The sequence below is a fragment of the Corynebacterium segmentosum genome, assembly GCF_900637825.1.
GTDB lineage: Bacteria > Actinomycetota > Actinomycetes > Mycobacteriales > Mycobacteriaceae > Corynebacterium > Corynebacterium accolens.
Genome location: NZ_LR134408.1, coordinates 1,163,915 through 1,181,256 on the forward strand (window position 1 = coordinate 1,163,915; position 17,342 = coordinate 1,181,256).

At 56.0% G+C, this 17,342-nt stretch carries 14 protein-coding genes, 2 rRNA genes and 1 pseudogene; all 17 read left to right on the forward strand.

Annotated elements, in window-relative coordinates; translation table 11 throughout:
* Positions 1–130 precede the first annotated feature (130 nt).
* The 17 genes and pseudogenes from EL217_RS05600 to scpB all read left to right on the forward strand — a co-directional run bounded on the left by EL217_RS05600 (position 131) and on the right by scpB (position 17,312).
* Positions 131–3,212 (forward strand): 23S ribosomal RNA (locus tag EL217_RS05600).
* 162 nt (positions 3,213–3,374) lie between these two features.
* Positions 3,375–3,492: ribosomal RNA gene (gene rrf / locus EL217_RS05605) — 5S ribosomal RNA — on the forward strand.
* Positions 3,493–3,702: 210 nt separating this feature from the next.
* A pseudogene (locus tag EL217_RS05610) lies at positions 3,703–4,929 on the forward strand (IS3 family transposase).
* 53 nt (positions 4,930–4,982) lie between these two features.
* Entirely contained in the window at positions 4,983–5,786 is an 804-nt protein-coding gene (locus tag EL217_RS05615; RefSeq protein WP_232018399.1) for an HNH endonuclease signature motif containing protein, read from the forward strand.
* A 328-nt stretch (positions 5,787–6,114) separates the two neighbouring features.
* Entirely contained in the window at positions 6,115–6,777 is a 663-nt protein-coding gene (locus tag EL217_RS05620; protein WP_005279311.1) for a hypothetical protein, read from the forward strand.
* Entirely contained in the window at positions 6,777–7,760 is a 984-nt protein-coding gene (locus EL217_RS05625; RefSeq protein ID WP_126318975.1) for an HAD-IIA family hydrolase, read from the forward strand. The genes EL217_RS05620 and EL217_RS05625 overlap by 1 nt, the downstream gene beginning before the upstream one ends.
* Positions 7,751–7,912: a hypothetical protein gene (locus EL217_RS11230; protein ID WP_005282788.1), complete on the forward strand. Its 162-nt coding sequence runs from the start codon at positions 7,751–7,753 to the stop codon at positions 7,910–7,912. The genes EL217_RS05625 and EL217_RS11230 overlap by 10 nt, the downstream gene beginning before the upstream one ends.
* Positions 7,912–8,718 (forward strand): TlyA family RNA methyltransferase, encoded by an 807-nt coding sequence (locus EL217_RS05630; RefSeq protein ID WP_023017556.1) that lies wholly within the window; start codon positions 7,912–7,914, stop codon positions 8,716–8,718. The genes EL217_RS11230 and EL217_RS05630 overlap by 1 nt, the downstream gene beginning before the upstream one ends.
* Positions 8,718–9,599: an NAD kinase gene (locus tag EL217_RS05635; RefSeq protein WP_005279304.1), complete on the forward strand. Its 882-nt coding sequence runs from the start codon at positions 8,718–8,720 to the stop codon at positions 9,597–9,599. The genes EL217_RS05630 and EL217_RS05635 overlap by 1 nt, the downstream gene beginning before the upstream one ends.
* Entirely contained in the window at positions 9,599–11,269 is a 1,671-nt protein-coding gene (gene recN / locus EL217_RS05640; protein ID WP_126318977.1) for a DNA repair protein RecN, read from the forward strand. Before EL217_RS05635 ends, recN begins: the two co-directional genes overlap by 1 nt.
* Positions 11,270–11,279: 10 nt before the next feature.
* A complete protein-coding gene (gene steA / locus EL217_RS05645; RefSeq protein WP_172596717.1) occupies positions 11,280–12,440 on the forward strand; it encodes a putative cytokinetic ring protein SteA in 1,161 nt (386 codons plus the stop codon).
* Between the two features lie 14 nt (positions 12,441–12,454).
* Positions 12,455–13,366 carry a copper transporter gene (locus tag EL217_RS05650; RefSeq protein ID WP_126318981.1) on the forward strand — a complete coding sequence of 304 codons (912 nt, stop codon included), beginning with the start codon at positions 12,455–12,457 and terminating at the stop codon, positions 13,364–13,366.
* Positions 13,366–14,004 (forward strand): NUDIX domain-containing protein, encoded by a 639-nt coding sequence (locus tag EL217_RS05655; RefSeq protein WP_126318982.1) that lies wholly within the window; start codon positions 13,366–13,368, stop codon positions 14,002–14,004. Before EL217_RS05650 ends, EL217_RS05655 begins: the two co-directional genes overlap by 1 nt.
* Positions 14,001–14,891 (forward strand): site-specific tyrosine recombinase XerD, encoded by an 891-nt coding sequence (gene xerD, locus EL217_RS05660; RefSeq protein ID WP_126318984.1) that lies wholly within the window; start codon positions 14,001–14,003, stop codon positions 14,889–14,891. Before EL217_RS05655 ends, xerD begins: the two co-directional genes overlap by 4 nt.
* A gap of 152 nt (positions 14,892–15,043) precedes the next feature.
* Positions 15,044–15,916, forward strand: coding sequence for a ParA family protein (locus EL217_RS05665; protein WP_126320036.1), 873 nt, complete (start codon positions 15,044–15,046; stop codon positions 15,914–15,916).
* Positions 15,917–15,922: 6 nt separating this feature from the next.
* Positions 15,923–16,720, forward strand: coding sequence for a segregation and condensation protein A (locus tag EL217_RS05670; RefSeq protein WP_005279289.1), 798 nt, complete (start codon positions 15,923–15,925; stop codon positions 16,718–16,720).
* A 37-nt stretch (positions 16,721–16,757) separates the two neighbouring features.
* A complete protein-coding gene (gene scpB / locus EL217_RS05675) occupies positions 16,758–17,312 on the forward strand; it encodes an SMC-Scp complex subunit ScpB (RefSeq protein WP_005279288.1) in 555 nt (184 codons plus the stop codon).
* Positions 17,313–17,342: the final 30 nt, after the last annotated feature.

Below are 17,342 nucleotides of genomic sequence, written 5' to 3' on the forward strand. Positions count from 1 at the left end.
GTTGTGTTGGTGGTGTTTCATGTGTGTGATGTGATTTTTCTTTTTGTTTATTTTGTCAAGTTCACTTGTTGCCACTGCGCATGACTGTATGGCCTTTTGTTGGTTGTGTGGTTTGTGTGTGGTGGTTGGTGTGTTCGTTATTTAGGGCGCATGGTGGATGCCTTGGCATGCTGAGCCGATGAAGGACGTGTAAGGCTGCGTTAAGCCTCGGGGAGTTGTCAATAAAGCGTTGATCCGAGGATGTCCGAATGGGGAAACCTGGCCCTGGTTATGTGGGGTTACCCTTCAGTGAATTCATAGCTGTTGTGGGGGTTACGCGGGGAAGTGAAACATCTCAGTACCCGTAGGAGGAGAAAATAATAATGATTCTGCTAGTAGTGGCGAACGAACGTGGATGAGGCTAAACCGTGTGCATGTGATACCTGGTAGGGGTTGTGTGTGCGGTGTTGTGGGGCCTGATTTTGTGTCATCTACCAGTGGCACGCCCTTTTTTGCATTGTTGTTAGGTGAAGTGGTTTGGAATGATCTACCGGAGTAGGTGAGAGTCCTGTAGCTGAAGATGATGATGTGGGGGTTGTTGGGTTCCCGAGTAGCAACGGGCTCGTGGAATCTGTTGTGAATCTGCCGGGACCACCCGGTAAGCCTAAATACTCAGTGTGACCGATAGTGGATAGTACCGTGAGGGAATGGTGAAAAGTACCCCGGGAGGGGAGTGAAATAGTTCCTGAAACCATGTGCTTACAATCCGTCAGAGCACTTTTTATTGTGTGATGGCGTGCCTTTTGAAGAATGAGCCTGCGAGTCAGCGGCATGTCGCGAGGTTAACCCGTGTGGGGTAGCCGTAGGGAAACCGAATCCTAATGGGGTGATAAGTGGCATGTCCTGGACCCGAAGCGGGGTGATCTACCCATGGCCAGTGTGAAGCAGCTGTAAGAGGTTGTGGAGGCGCGAACCCACGTAGGTTGAAAACTGCGGGGATGAGCTGTGGGTAGGGGTGAAAGGCCAATCAAACTCCGTGATAGCTGGTTCTCCCCGAAATGCATTTAGGTGCAGCGTCGCATTTAGCTTGGTGGAGGTAGAGCGACTGGTTGGTTGAGCGGGACTACAATCTTAGCAATGTCAGCCAAACTCCGAATGCCATCAATTGTGTTGTGCGGCAGTGAGACTGTGGGGGATAAGCTTCATAGTCGAGAGGGAAACAGCCCAGATCGCCGGTTAAGGCCCCTAAGGGTGTACTAAGTGGAAAAGGATGTGGGATCGCGAAGACAGCCAGGAGGTTGGCTTAGAAGCAGCCATCCTTGAAAGAGTGCGTAATAGCTCACTGGTCGAGTGGTTCTGCGCCGACAATGTAGTGGGGCTCAAGTACACCGCCGAAGCCGCGGCAAGCAACATTTTTTGTTGTTTGGGTAGGGGAGCGTCGTGCATGGGTGGAAGCGTTACCGTGAGGAGGCGTGGACTGTGTGCGAGTGAGAATGCAGGCATGAGTAACGAATTGTAAGGTGAGAATCCTTACCGCCGGATGACTAAGGGTTCCTGGGTCAAGTTCGTCTTCCCAGGGTGAGTCGGGACCTAAGGCGAGGCCGACAGGCGTAGTCGATGGATAACCAGTTGATATTCTGGTACCCGTACATGTGCGCCCATGATAAAGCACGGATACTAACCACTGCGGATACGCTACCTTTTCACTTTTTTGAGTGTTGGTGGTGTTGATGTCGTGGGGCCTGATGTGTGGTTCAAGTGATGGGGTGACGCAGTGAGGTAGCCGCGCCACTTAGTGGATTGGTGGTGTAAGCGTGTAGGCCGTGTGGTAGGTAAATCCGCCACACATAGAGGTTGAGGCGTGATGCGTAGACCCTAAAAGGGTTGATGGTGGTGATCCTGTACTGTCGAGAAAAGCCTCTAGCGAGTGTGTGTATGGCCCGTACCCTAAACCGACACAGGTGGTCAGGTTGAAGATACTAAGGCGTTCGGGTGAACTGTGGTTAAGGAATTCGGCAAAATGCCCCCGTAACTTCGGGAGAAGGGGGGCCCTGTGACGTGAAGACCCTGTGCGGTTGGAGTGTTGTGGGGTCGCAGAGAATAGAGGGAAGCGACTGTTTATCAAAAACACAGGTCCATGCGAAGACGTTAAGTTGATGTATATGGACTGACGCCTGCCCGGTGCTGGAAGGTTAAGAGGACCGGTTAGTTAACGTTTGTTAGCGAAGCTGAGAATTTAAGCCCCAGTAAACGGCGGTGGTAACTATAACCATCCTAAGGTAGCGAAATTCCTTGTCGGGTAAGTTCCGACCTGCACGAATGGCGTAACGACTTCTCTGCTGTCTCGACCACAGGCCCGGTGAAATTGCATTACGAGTAAAGATGCTCGTTACGCGCGGCAGGACGAAAAGACCCCGGGACCTTCACTATAGCTTGGTATTGGTGTTTGGTTCGGTTTGTGTAGGATAGGTGGGAGACGTTGAGGCTATCACGCTAGTGGTGGTGGAGTCGTTGTTGAAATACCACTCTGATCGGATTGAGCATCTAACCTTGGCCCATGATCTGGGTTGGGGACAGTGCCTGGTGGGTAGTTTAACTGGGGCGGTTGCCTCCCAAAATGTAACGGAGGCGCCCAAAGGTTCCCTCAGCCTGGTTGGCAATCAGGTGGTGAGTGTAAGTGCACAAGGGAGCTTGACTGTGAGACAGACATGTCGAGCAGGGACGAAAGTCGGGACTAGTGATCCGGCACCTACTTGTGGATGTGGTGTCGCTCAACGGATAAAAGGTACCCCGGGGATAACAGGCTGATCTTCCCCAAGAGTCCATATCGACGGGATGGTTTGGCACCTCGATGTCGGCTCGTCGCATCCTGGGGCTGGAGTAGGTCCCAAGGGTTGGGCTGTTCGCCCATTAAAGCGGCACGCGAGCTGGGTTCAGAACGTCGTGAGACAGTTCGGTCTCTATCCGCCGCGCGCGTTGAAACTTGAAGAAGGCTGTCCCTAGTACGAGAGGACCGGGACGGACGTACCTCTAGTGTGCCAGTTATCCCGCCAGGGGTATCGCTGGTTGGCTACGTACGGAAGGGATAACCGCTGAAAGCATCTAAGCGGGAAGCCTGTTTTAAGATGAGGTTTCATTTGAGGTCCCCTAAAGACTATGGGGTAGATAGGCCAGACTTGGAAGCACTGTAAGGTGTGAAGGCTACTGGTACTAATTGACCAAAACAAACACACCACAACAACCCCAAACACCATGTGGTTTAAGGGAAGTTGAAGAGTGTTCTTGTTTAGCGAGTAAACAAACAAAAATGCACATTATCGTGTGTGTCGCGTCCACTATGCAGTATCTGACACAACACCACACGCACATGTGGTGGGTAGTGTTCTGATAGGTTTGTCGGTGGTTCATAGCTACAGGGAAACGCCCGGTCCCATTCCGAACCCGGAAGCTAAGCCTGTACGCGCTGATGGTACTGCAACCGGGAGGTTGTGGGAGAGTAAGTCACCGCCGACACCAAACAACAAAACAACAAAATAGTGATTTTGGTAGTCCCCGAAAGACCACCACCCCAAATAATTGTGGGTGGTTGGTGTTTCGGGGACTACTTGGTGTTTTACCCCCGTTGATTTTTGCGACGTGTACTCCGTCGAGCTGGGGGAATGTGTGGTAGGTGTTGAAGAGTCCTGGGTTTAGTTCCTACCTCAGCTAAGGAAGGATTGAACTATGCCTAGAAAGTATTCCGTCGAGTTCAAGGAGAAGGCGGTCCATCAGATCATCGAAATGGTCCGCCTGGAGTCTTGCTCACTGCAACGCGCCTACACGGAGGTCGGTGAGCTGCTTGGAGTATCTCACCACACGTTGCGGGCTTGGTACCGTGACAGCGCTTCAGTACGTGATGACTCTGACGCTTCAGGCGGCGAAACAATGGAAGAAGAGCTCAAGCGTCTGCGCCGAGAAAACCGCGAACTGAAACGAGCAAACGGGATTCTTAAGACTGCTTCGGCTTTTTTCGCAGCGGAACTCGACCGACCCACGACCAAATGATCTCTTACATCGACGCGTATAAAGATCAGTTTGGGGCCCGGGTCCATCTGCAGAGTCCTTAAACAAGCAGATCGTGGATTCATCACCTCACGCGGCTACCGCAAAGCCACCACACGTGTTCCCAGCGCAAGAGCCTTAAGCGATAGCCTGCTCATCCCAGAGATACAGCGTGTGCATGCGGAAAACTTCTCGGTCTACGGCATCCGCAAAATGTGGCACGCCATGAACCGTGAAGGCTTTCATATCGGCCGCGACAAGACCGCACGTCTGATGAAACTCGCAGGTGTTTCCGGCCGCCGACGTGGACGAACCCCTGTGACAACGATTAGCCCGAAGGCACCGGATCATCGCCCAGACCTTGTACAGCGAGACTTCCGTGCGCAGGCGCCAGGCAGGTTGTGGGTTGCCGACATTACCTACGTTCGCACCCTGTCAGGATTCGCCTACACCGCATTTGTCGTGGATGTATTCAGCCGAAAAATTGTTGGTGTCGCTACACGATCGACAATGCGCACCGACGCGCTGCCGATGGAGGCTTTGGAGCATGCGTTAACGACTGCAGGGCGAATTCATGGAAACCAGTTAATTCACCATAGCGATCGGGGCAGCCAGTATGTGTCACTGAAGTATTCCACTGCGCTAGCTGAGTCAGGAATCCGCCCGAGTGTGGGAACAGTCGGCGATTCTTACGACAATGCGCTAGCCGAAACAGTCAACGGTCTCTACAAGGCTGAACTGATTCATGCCCAAGGCCCGTGGACGTCGGTCGGAGAAGTCGAACTGGCCACCTTGCGGTGGGTGCATTGGTGGAACACCAAGCGGCTTCATGAAGCTTTGGACTACGCCACCCCACAGGAAGTAGAAACCGAGTACTATCTCACCCAGCCCATCAACACAGGGCCGTAAAAGAAGCGGAACTAAACCCAGGACGCTTCACCCCGACAGCACCGTGCCAGCATGTGCCCACGGTGGCGGATATCCGCCGGTTTATCCGCGACTTCATCGACACCCACAATCTGGCAGACGACGAGACAGACGAGGTCGAACCCACCCTGAATGTGTCAGTGCATAACAACCGCGCCACCATGAGCCTAACGTGTGATAAAGCTACGGCCGCTATTATCGCCCGCCACATCGATTCCCAAGCAGACAATAATCAGTGCGGTGCCGGTGAGGCGCTTATCCAACTCATCCTGGATAACACCAATACCAAAGTGGCGATCAATACCTTCACCACCGCAGCCGCCACTAACCCCGACCACAATGACGGTTCCGGAACTGGTGCCGCCGGGACTGCAGATACAAAGGTCTACTTCCCAGGCTACGGCTGGTCCCACATTAAAAACCTAGAAAACATTGACACCTTCACCCGACACTTAAAGCCAAAAGAAACCGAAAGCTACCAGCCCACCAGCCACATCCGCGCCTACACACAAGGAAGAGACCTCACATGCCGCTGGCCCGGATGCACCATGCCAGCACACAAATGCCAACTCGACCACCGCATCGAATACCACGATGGCGGGTCCACCAGCCCCGACAACCTCGTCACCCTGTGCCAACACCACCACAACATCAAAACCGACAAACGCGTCCACTACATCATGGACCCGGTCACTGGCACCATCGCCTGGCTACACCAAGACGGCACCTACCACATAGACCACCCCACCGGGCCACTAGCCACCACAAACACACACTGGCACTACACCTGGACACAATTCCTCACACACAAAAGAAACAAACACAACAAACAAAAATAAAAGCCCACCAACCCAACACCACCACACCAGTGCGCCCAAAAGCAGTGGCCGGGTTCATCAAACTACGGGCAATGGACGAGGATACTCTAGATTCTTTGAATGTCGCTTAGCACTGTAGAATGGGTGCGGTATTTCTGTGCGAGTTCCAACCAAGAAAGGGTAGGACTGAATGTCGGAGCGCAACCAGCACGGCCGTAATGGCCGCGGACAAGACCGTCGGGGTCGAAATCCACGCAACTCGGGGGACCGCGATTCTCGCGGCGGGGGAAAGAAGAAGTCTTTCTCTCCACAGCGCTCTGGGTATCGGGAAGAGCGAATCAACCGTCGTATGACCGATCCGGACATCCCTGAAGAGGTTGATATCAATGATTTGGACCCATTGGTGCTCCAAGACCTGAAGTCTCTCTCTAAAGAGAACTCGGAGGCCGTCGCTAAGCACATGATCATGGCAGCAACCTGGATGGACGATGATCCTAAACTGGCGCTGCGGCATGCGCGTGCGGCTAAGGATCGTGCAGGACGTGTGGCTATCGCTCGGGAAGTTAACGGTATCGCTGCATACCGCGCCGGCGAGTGGAAAGAGGCACTGGCTGAGCTGCGTGCTGCCCGTCGTATTTCTGGCGGTCCTGGAATGCTCGCGGTTATGGCCGATTGTGAACGTGGGTTGGGTCGGCCGGAAAAGGCATTAGAGCTGGGGCGCAGCGAAGAGGCGAAGGAACTAGACAAAGAATCCGCCATTGAATTAGCGATCGTGTTGGCGGGTGCTCGCCTTGACCTCGATCAACCTGAATCAGCGGTGGTTACAATTCAGCGGGCACAACCTGACCGCAGCGATCGTGGAGTAAGTGCTTGTAGGTTGTCGTATGCCTATGCAAATGCTCTGCTTGCCGCAGGGCGCAAGGACGAAGCCCGAGAGTGGTTCGAGCACACCATCGCCATTGATGAGGGTGATTGGACCGATGCCGCTGACAGATTGGCGGAATGTAAATAATGAGTGTTTTAAGCAAACATGACGCCTTATTGTTGGACTTGGATGGAACCGTCTGGGAAGGCGGCCGTCCGCTCAGCAACGTCGTAGACGTTATTAATACGTGCGGTGTTCCCGCAGTATATGTAACAAATAATGCGTCGCGCAGCCCTGAAGCCGTTGCGACGATGCTAACGGATATTGGCTTGACGGCTGATTCAGGTGACATCGTCACGTCCGCCCAAGCGGTATTGCAATTGGCTGCAGAGGAAATCCCGTCGGGTGCGAAGGTACTAATTATTGGCGCGGATTCTTTCCGTGATTTGGCTAAAGACATGGGTTTTTCCGTGGTCTCGAGCGCCGATGATAAACCTGCCGCCGTCCTGCAAGGTTTTGATAAATCTGTTGGCTGGGAACAGTTAACGGAGGGGGCTCTGGCTATCCGGGCAGGCGCGAAATATTTTGCGTCGAACTTGGATACGTCCCTTCCAATCGAGCGAGGACTAGGCGTTGGCAATGGTTCCCTCGTTGCTGCTGTCCAGAAGGCGACGGGAGTAGAGCCCGTTTCTGCCGGCAAACCTGAACCAGCGATGTTCTTCCTCGCAGCCAAAAAGGTCGGGTCGAAAAAGCCATTGGCGGTGGGCGACAGGATAGATACCGATATCGTTGGGGGTAATGCCGCTGCGATGAATACTTTCCATGTATTGACCGGAGTATCGGGGGAGCTGGAGCTTATCGAGGCCCCCGTGGAGGCACGGCCCAACTTTATTGGTGCAGGCATGCACGAGCTTTCATTGCCTATTTCGCAGGTGCGACCGGGACCGCAAGGAGACTTTACCGCGCGGTGCGATGGGTATGACGTTCTTTTGCAGGGCGGAAATGAGTCCTCTACCTCGGTGCAAGCACTGCGGACCGTATTGGAAGTGGCGTGGTCGATGCCGGTGCCACCTCGGTATATTCAGCCTCGCAGTGAATTTGCGGAGAAGGTTGTGTCGAAATGGCGGTAAAACCGCACGATTTTCGGGCTGTGAAAGAGCCAGAAGAAGTAGATTCGGAGATTTCGACGATTCTCGGTGAAGACGCGCCAACACTTGCAGAAGAGGTCGATCAACTGGACAGGGCGCATTCCGTATTGCGAAATGCTTTGCAGGAGAACTAATGCCACCACAACGCCGTAGGCTGGATGCAGAACTCGTGCGCCGAAAGATTGCGCGATCTCGTGAGCAAGCCCGCGAGATGATCAAGTCTGGCCGTGTGACGGTCGGCGGGTTTAAAGCAGAAAAGCCTGCAACAGTTGTGGATCCTGAAGTCTCCATCAAGGTCGAGGAGTCCGAGGAAGACAAGTGGGCGTCCCGCGGCGCACATAAGCTCTTGGGCGCGCTTGCCGCATTCGACGTCGACATGGACGGTCGCATCTTAGATGCAGGGGCATCGACGGGAGGTTTTACGGATGTGTGCCTGGCCTCTGGTGCGAGGGAAGTGCTTTCTGTTGACGTTGGGTATGGGCAATTACTGTGGCGGCTGCAAAATGACGACCGCGTAACCGTCTTGGATAGGACCAATATCCGCACTATTAATCCAGAAATGACCAATGGCCTGTGTGATGGCATGGTCGGGGATTTATCCTTCATTTCCTTAAAGCTGGTACTGCCAGCAATTGTGGAGTGTATGAAGGACGGAGCGTGGCTGCTGCCGATGGTTAAGCCGCAGTTTGAGGTGGGCAAGGATCGCATTGGCAGCGGCGGGGTGGTCCGCTCTCCCGAGATGCGGAAAGAGGTTACACAGGATGTCGCCGAGTTTGCCGTGTCTTTAGGCCTTAGCCTGCACGGTGTTGTGGCTTCACCATTGCCTGGCCCGAGTGGAAACGTGGAATATTTCCTTTGGCTGAAAAAGGACGGTATGTCAACGGACGCAGCTACAATGAAACAGATGATTGATACTGCCGTTGAAGAAGGTCCGCAATAATGCGAGAGATATTGTTGGTTCCGCATGCCAATCGTGCAGAGAACCTGCAGGCTACCTCCCGTGCAGCCGAATTATTGCAGGAAGCGGGGATAACGGTGCGCGTGTGCGCGGACGAAACCGTCTTGCCGGGACTCCAACATGTGTCGCATTCTGATGCTGCTGCGGCGGGATGCGAACTGGTCCTTGTTTTAGGCGGTGATGGCACCTTCCTGCGCGCCGCCGATATGGCGCGGGCGGTAGATATCCCGGTCCTCGGAGTGAATCTGGGCCACGTAGGCTTCCTCGCGGAATGGGAAGTGGAGTCATTAGACCGTGCCGTCGCTCGCGTGATTGAGAAAAGCTACCGGGTAGAGGACAGGTTGACGGTGGATGTCTCTATTTCGGATGCCAACGGTCACCAACTGGCTAGCAGTTGGGCTTTGAATGAGGCCTCGGTTGAAAACCAGAACAGGTCGGGCGTGCTGGATGCGATTTTGGAGATCGACCGGCGCCCCGTTTCGTCGTTCGGTTGTGATGGCGTACTGATTTCTACCCCAACGGGTTCTACGGCGTATGCGTTTTCAGCTGGAGGCCCAGTGCTGTGGCCATCCCTGGATGCAATCTTGGTCGTGCCGAATAATGCCCATGCGCTCTTTACCAAACCATTAGTGGTTTCCCCGAATTCACTGGTGGCAGTGGAATCAACCATGCAAACCACACCGGCCGTGGTTATCTTGGATGGGTGCAGGGAACTTATTATGCCGCCGGGTGCCCGCGTCGAGGTGGTGCGCGGTAAGCGCCCCGTACGCTGGGTGCGGTTAGATGATCAGCCCTTTACGGATCGATTGGTCTCTAAGCTGCGGTTGCCCGTGGAAGGCTGGCGCGGACCGAAGGAGAAATAGTGCTTGTCGATATTTCTATTAATGATTTAGGAGTCATTCGCCATAGCTCTGCGGAATTGTCGGAGGGCTTGACCGTATTGACCGGTGAAACCGGTGCGGGCAAAACCATGGTGGTCACGGGGCTTCGACTGTTGGCAGGCGGGCGTGCCGATGCCTCTCGGGTGCGCGATGGCGCCAAAAAAGCGGCCGTGGAAGGCCACTTTAGTTCCGCGAAAGAGAGCATTAGCCAGCTGGTGGACTCGGTGGGCGGCGAGCCAGATGAAAATGGTGAATTTATTGTCTCGCGGACCGTTTCAGCAGCGGGGCGATCGCGGGCCTATTTGGGCGGCCGCGCCGTACCGGCCGCCACGTTGGGAGATTTCGCGCGGGAGATAATTACCGTGCATGGACAGAACGATCAATTGCGCCTCTTGGCTCCAGAAGAGCAGCTCGCGGCGGTAGACCGTGCGGATCCGCAACTGGCTGGCATCCGGGAAGACTATGCGGAGGCCTTCAAAAAGTGGCGCAGCTTGGCCAAGGACTATCGCCGGCGCACCGAGTCCCGTAGGGAGCTTGCCCAGGAAGCGGACCGCCTGCAATATGCCTTAGAGGAAATCAACGGTGTGGCACCCGAGCCAGGCGAAGACGCGGAGCTGGTGCAGTTGGTGCAGCGCCTGCAAGACGTCGACGGCCTGCGCGAATCCGCGCACACTGCCTTGGCAGCGATAGATGGAACGGAAGAGCTTGATGAGGCTGCTTCTTCGCTGCTCGGGCGCGCGGGCTCGGCGCTGGTGGGATCCTCGGATAAACAGTTGGCGGATTTGGGCGAGCGCATCTCTGAGCTCACCTCGCAGCTAGGCGATATCTCGGCCGAGCTCGGTGGATACCTCGCGGGGCTACCGGCGGATCCGAATCTGTTGGAAAAATCGCTGCAGCGCCAGCAGGATCTTCGAGCATTGACCCGGAAATACGCTAGCGATATCGATGGCGTTTTGGCGTGGCGCGATGAAGCGGAGGCCAAACTGCAGTCGATGGATACCTCGACGGAGGTCCTCGAGGAGCTTAAGGCGCAGGTCAAAGAGGCCGAGCAGGAGATGAAGCAAAAGGCTGCGGAGCTTACGAAGGGTCGGCAGAAAGCCGCGGAAGCGCTGGGCAAGCTGGTGACTGAGGAGTTGCATGGATTGGCTATGCCCAATTCCACGTTGTCGGTGGAGCTTTCCACAGCCAAGTATTCCAAGACGGGTGCCGATGCCGCGGAGTTGCAGCTCAATGGGAAGCCGTTGGCCACCGCGGCCTCCGGTGGTGAGCTGTCTCGCGTCATGCTCGCCCTTGAGGTCGTGCTCGCCAGCGAAGACGGTGCGACCTTGGTTTTCGATGAGGTCGATGCCGGCGTGGGCGGGCGTGCGGCGGTGGAAATTGGGCGTCGTCTAGCGCGGCTCGCTGCGCATAACCAGGTTATCGTCGTCACCCACCTGCCGCAGGTAGCCGCGTATGCGGATGCGCATTTGCATGTCTCGAAGGATAAATTTACCTCTGGGGTAGCCGAGTTAACGGAGCAGGAGCGCGTGGAGGAATTGGCCCGCATGCTGGCTGGTTTGGATGACACGGAGACCGGGCGTGCGCACGCCCAAGAGCTTTTTGATCGCGCACAGAAGGAAGCTTCCGCGCGCCTTACCCAGCTGGCGGACTAAGCAAGGAACAATGGAGCCCATGGCTCTGTTTTCCCGTACCCCTGAGCAGCCCGGTGAGCATGCCGCATTGCGCGATTGCACGCCGGGTGCGAAAGGTCTTAAGAAGTTTTCTGCAGGTGATATCGCCGTTATTGATGCGGCGAATATTTCTCGGCCCGAGGCACAAACCCTGGTGGACTTACAGCCCTCTGCGGTGGTCAACGTCGCCAGGTTTTCTACCGGTTCCATTCCTAATTGCGGTCCGCACATGCTTCTCGATGCCGATATTGACCTTCTCGAGGGCCTCGGCGAGGGTTTTATCTCGGAGTTTAAAGACGGCAAAAAGGCGCGTATCGGCGAGGATGGAAAGGTCTACGTTGGCGATAAAGTAATCGGGACGGGGCAGAAGGTTTCCCGGGAGCGCGCAGACAAGAATTTCAAGGCGGCACAAAGCACACTCATTGACCACATGGAGTCCTATTTCGCAAGCTCCATTGACTTCATTAACTCTGAAGGCCCGCTGCTTATCGATGGCCTCGGTGTCCCCGCATCCGGTGCCGAGATAGCTGGCAGGAAGGTCATCGTTTTATCTCCCACCGAAGACCACCGAGCCCTGCTGAAAGACTTGCGGAATTTCATCCGGGAATATGAGCCGCTGCTCGTTGCGGTTGAGGAAGCCGCGGATTCCTTGCTGGAGCAGGGATATAAGCCTGACTTCGTTATTGGGGATCCAGCCAAGGTAAGCGATGAGGCGCTGCGCTGCGGCGCGCGCATCGTCGTACCCGCGGATCCAGAAGGCAGCGTGGAAGGCCTTGACCGCATCCAAGAGCTGGGTATTGGGGCCATGACGTTCCCGGCGGCATCGGAATCGGCCACGGATTTAGCGCTGCTCTTTGCGGATTACCACGGTGCGGGCCTCATCGTGCAGGCAGGCGGCGGCTTTGACCTCGATGATGTTTTTGCCAACCGGGTAGCACCGTCTGCCGTCTTGTCTCGGCTGAAGGCCGGAACCAAGGTGGTCGATGCTGAGGCTGTGATCAACCTGTATTCTGTTCCATCTTCACACCTTGGCTGGCTATGGGCCCTCCTCAGCATCTTGGTCGCGATTGCAGCGATCATCTTGATCGTGGGCTTTGGCGGGAGCCAGGATTTCTTGAGTAATTTGAGCCAAACGTGGTCGAGCCTATTCTGAGCGGGGGTAGCAGTATGGCGAAAACGCAACTAATTACGGGCCTTGGACTCGGCGCAGCGGTCGGTGTAGCCCTCGGAGCCTTAGTGATCGCGCCCAACCTGACCACCAGCGTGGCCGATGATGACCCGATCCGTGCGGAACACCGCAAGGTGGTGCAAGAAAATAGGATCTTGCAGAACCAAAATGAGGCGAGCGATGACATAGTCAAGAACGTGGCACCAGACTTGGTGTCTGGGACGTTATCGCAGCGGCCAGTGCTGGTCATTTCCACCGATGATGCAAATAGCAGGGACCTGTCTGATATCACGAAGCTCTTAGAAGCCTCTGGGGCCACCAAGGCAGGAGAAATCAAGCTGAGCAAAGACTTCCTGCGCGGGGAAAGCAAAGACGATATCGTATCGATCCTTAAAGATAAGGCCCCGAAAAAGGCAGATCTTAAGGGACTCGATAAAACCGTGGGAAGCTATGGCGGCGAGGCTTTGGGCGCGGCCTTATCCATGGACCCAGAAAGCACGGAGCCACTCGCAAGCGTAAAGGAGCGATCCGAGCTGCTGCGTGCTTTGCGTGAAAAGGAATTTATTGATTATGAGGACGGGACCATCCTTCCGGCCCAGTCCATCATCATCGTCTCCGGCAGCGGGGTGCGCGGATATTATTCGGATACCTTGGCAGAGTTCGCCACCGCCTTGGACGAGGTCAATGGCAGCGTGGTACTGAGTGCGCGGGCCAAACAGACCCAAGATGAAAAGACAATAGAGCAGCTGCGCACCAAAGACCTGGATCTTTCTACCGTAGATGGCATTGAACGTGCGGTAGAGCGCATCGCCGTCATTTCCGCCGCCGAGGAACAGCTCAATGGGGGCAGGGGAGACTACGGTTCTGCAGAAAGCGCGGATTCCGCCCTACCTGAAGAGGAGAAAGAATAGTGGCCCACGATTTTCAAGTCTTGGATTCAGAGTTAATTTTTGATGCCCCGATCGTCGCCGTACGCCGCGATACGTTGTCCATGCCGGGAGGCAATACCGCGGATAGGGAGATCATTGAGCACCTGGGTGCCGTCGCGGTGGTGGCCCTAGATGAGGATCGGCGCATCGCGATGGTGCATCAGTACAGGCATAGCGTCGGCAAGCGGCTGTGGGAACTGCCGGCAGGATTGCTCGATGTGAAGGGCGAGGATGAGCTGTCCGGCGCGCAGCGCGAGTTGCAGGAGGAAGCCGGCCTGGCAGCCAAGGACTGGGAAGTTCTTACGGATATGGTGACCTCGCCGGGGTTTTGTGAGGAAGCCGTGCGGATTTTCCTTGCCCGCGACCTTAGTGAGGTCCCAGCGCTGCACGATACCGGCGATGAAGAAGCCGATATGGATTTTGCCTGGGTGGATCTAGACCAGGCGGTTGACAGGGTGCTGAGCGGTGAGATCGTTAATTCCGTTGCATGCGCGGGTATCTTATCCGCATATGCCACGGTGATTGGTGGGAAGCCGACTCGTTCGGTGGATGCGCCGTTCGATTTGCGCCCGACCCATATGGCGGCCCGCCGCAGTGGACCGGACCTGAAAAAGCAGTGACTGCTGCAGAGGACATCGCTCAGACTTGGTTGAATCACCTCGCCGTCGAACGCGGGGTGTCAGCTAATACCCTGAGCAACTACCGGCGGGATATTCGCCGGTACGTAGATTGGCTGGCGGACAATGGGGTCCAGGACCTACGGCAGGTAACCCGGCCGATGGTGGAGGCCTATTTGAAGGACCTGCGCGAAAAGATGGCGGTATCTTCTGCCAACCGTGCCCTCATCGTGGCGCGCGGGTTGCACAAATTCGCCGTTGCGGAGGGCGAAGTCGATAGCGATGTTGCCGCCGAGGTGAGCCCGCCTTCCACGGGGCAACACCTGCCGGAGACCTTGAGCGTGGACGAGGTGTCACGCCTCATCGAATCGACGCCGACGGAAACGCCGGTTGACCTTCGCGATAGGGCGCTACTAGAAGTGCTTTATGGCACTGGGGCGCGCATTTCTGAGGTAATTTCGCTGAATGTCGATGACGTAGCTACTGCCGATGACGTCTTAGTGCTGCATGGCAAGGGCGATAAGGAGCGGCTTGTACCCCTCGGCTCGCATGCTCGCCAGGCCATCGATGCCTACTTGGTGCGCGCTCGGCCCGTGCTGGGAAAGGGCAAAACCGCTGCGCTGTTTTTGAATACGCGCGGCGGTGCGTTATCGCGGCAAAGCGCGTGGTCCGTTATTAAAACCGCGGCGCAGCGCAGCCAGTTGGATAAATCTATTTCCCCGCACACGCTGCGCCATTCCTTTGCCACGCACCTTCTCGAAGGCGGTGCCGATGTGCGCACCGTGCAGGAGCTTTTAGGGCATTCTTCAGTGACTACCACGCAGATCTATACCCACGTTACCGCTGATTCCTTGCGGGAGGTGTGGCGGACAGCGCATCCGCGGGCGTAGCTTCCACTGCTCAAGTCAAAGTTAGAGACTTGATATTTGCAAAGTCTCGGTAGTCATAAAGGGGAGCGGGTACGCTATAGTTACAACGTTGTAAGCAACCCTATGCCAAATGTCATGGTCCATGACTTGGCGTCAAGGAAGAAGGTTTGACTGTGAGCGAAGAGGGTCTCTTTTCAGCCTCTGATGTAGAGACGGGGCTAACTGGCCGCCCTGTCCGCGAGCTGCCGGAACCCGCCCCCTTGGAAAAACATGGGCCCGCGACCATCATCTCGATGTGTAACCAAAAGGGCGGCGTGGGCAAGACCACGTCCACCATCAATATGGGCGCTTGCCTCGCAGAGTATGGGCGCAAGGTCCTCTTAGTTGACTTGGACCCGCAGGGTGCTCTTTCTGCCGGGCTGGGATTAAACCATGACGACATCGAGGACTCGATTTATGACGTGATGCTGGATAGTCATACCTCTATCCACTCCGCCATTCATCACACCAGCGTGTCCGGCATGGACCTCGTTCCGGCCAATATTGACCTTTCCGCAGCAGAGATCCAGATGGTCAATGAAGTAGGCCGCGAGCACACCTTGGCGCGAGCCCTGCGCCCGGTGCGCCGCGACTATGACTTCATCATCATTGATTGCCAGCCTTCTTTGGGTCTGCTTACGGTCAACGCCCTAGCTTGTTCCCAGGGCGTCATCATCCCGATGGAATGCGAGTTCTTCTCGCTGCGCGGGCTTGCCTTGCTCACGGACACGGTGGAAAAGGTCTCTGACCGCATCAACTTCGATCTGGAAGTAATGGGCATTCTGGTCACCATGTTTGATCGGCGCACCAAGCATGCCCGTGAGGTGATGTCCCGCGTGGTGGAATACTTTGGGGATCAAGTATTCGATACCGTCATTACCCGTACCGTGCGCTTCCCAGAAACCTCCGTGGCCGGCGAGCCCATCACCTCGTGGGCGCCCAATTCGCAGGCCGCGCAGCAATACCGCGATCTGGCGAAGGAAGTCATCGAACGCTCGGCCGTTTAAGCTACCGTGACGCAGCCAGAGATTACGGGCTTCCGCATTGCCCTGCGGAATTTCGAGGGGCCATTTGATCTGCTTTTGCAGCTCATCCAGGCCAAAAAGATGGATATCACGGATGTAGCCTTGTCTGAGGTGACCGATGAATTCGTTGGCTACACCCGCCAATTGGGCGAGAACGCGGATCTGGATGAGACGACGGATTTCTTGGTCGTGGCGGCGACGCTATTGGACTTAAAGGCCGCACGGCTATTGCCGCGGGGCGAGGTCGATGATCTAGAGGACCTGGAACTGCTGGAATCCCGTGATCTGCTCTTCGCCCGCCTTTTGCAGTACAAGGCCTATAAACAGGCGGCGGATCAATTTGCCCGTTGGCAACGGGAGGCACAGCGCAGTTACCCGCGCGCCGTGAGCATCGAGGAGCAATTTGCGGAGCTTCTACCTCCCGTAACGTTGGGGCATACTCCAGCGAGCTTTGCGGAAATGGCGGCGGGCGTCTTTCGCCCCAGGCCGCCGGAAGAAGTGGCAACGGGCCATATTCATGGCGTCGCCGTCTCCGTGCCCGAACAGGCAGGAAAAATACTCGAAACGCTCAAACTCATGGGCGCTGGGCAGTGGACAAGTTTTTCCTCGCTTACCCGGGATTGCACCACAACCATGCATATCGTCGGCAGGTTCTTGGCGCTCTTGGAGCTGTTTAAGGCCAAGGCGGTTGATGCCCAGCAGGAGGAGGCATTGGGCCAACTAGACCTTTCCTGGACCGGCTTGGACGTAGATCCTGCGGTCGTTGCTGCAGCAAATTGGGATTAGTGCTAGCACCGCCGTCCGTGGTTGTACTCTAAGGGGCATGGATCTTCCGTTCATTTCGCAATTGCGATCCCGGCTTGAATCGATCTTGCTGGTGCTCGATTCGCCGGCATCCGTAGAGTCCTTGGCGCGGGCGCTTAGCGTAGAACCTGCGGTCATTAGTGACTGCTTGCGGGCCATCCAACGCGAATTCGACAGCCGCGGCTCTGGAATTGAGCTGCGCGAAACGCCAGAAGGTTGGCGGTTTTATACCCGCCAGGAAAACGCCAGCGCGGTGGAGGAGTTTTTATTGGATGGGGCGCAAACGAAGCTCTCGCGCGCGGCCTTGGAAACCCTCGCCGTCGTGGCCTATCGCCAACCGGTCACGCGCCAGCAGGTCTCTGCGGTCCGCGGGGTCAACGTGGACGGCGTGATGCGCACCCTTAACCTGCGCGGGCTCATCCGTGAGCTCCCGCAGGACGAGTTCGAGGGGGCGTCGCACCGATATGAAACCACCGAGCTTTTCCTCGAACTGCTAGGTATAGACTCGCTGGAACGCCTTCCGGATCTGGCGCCGCTGCTTCCAGACGTCGATGCAATCGACGAAGAGTACTGAGGTGGGGTAGACTCACGCAGGTAATTTCAT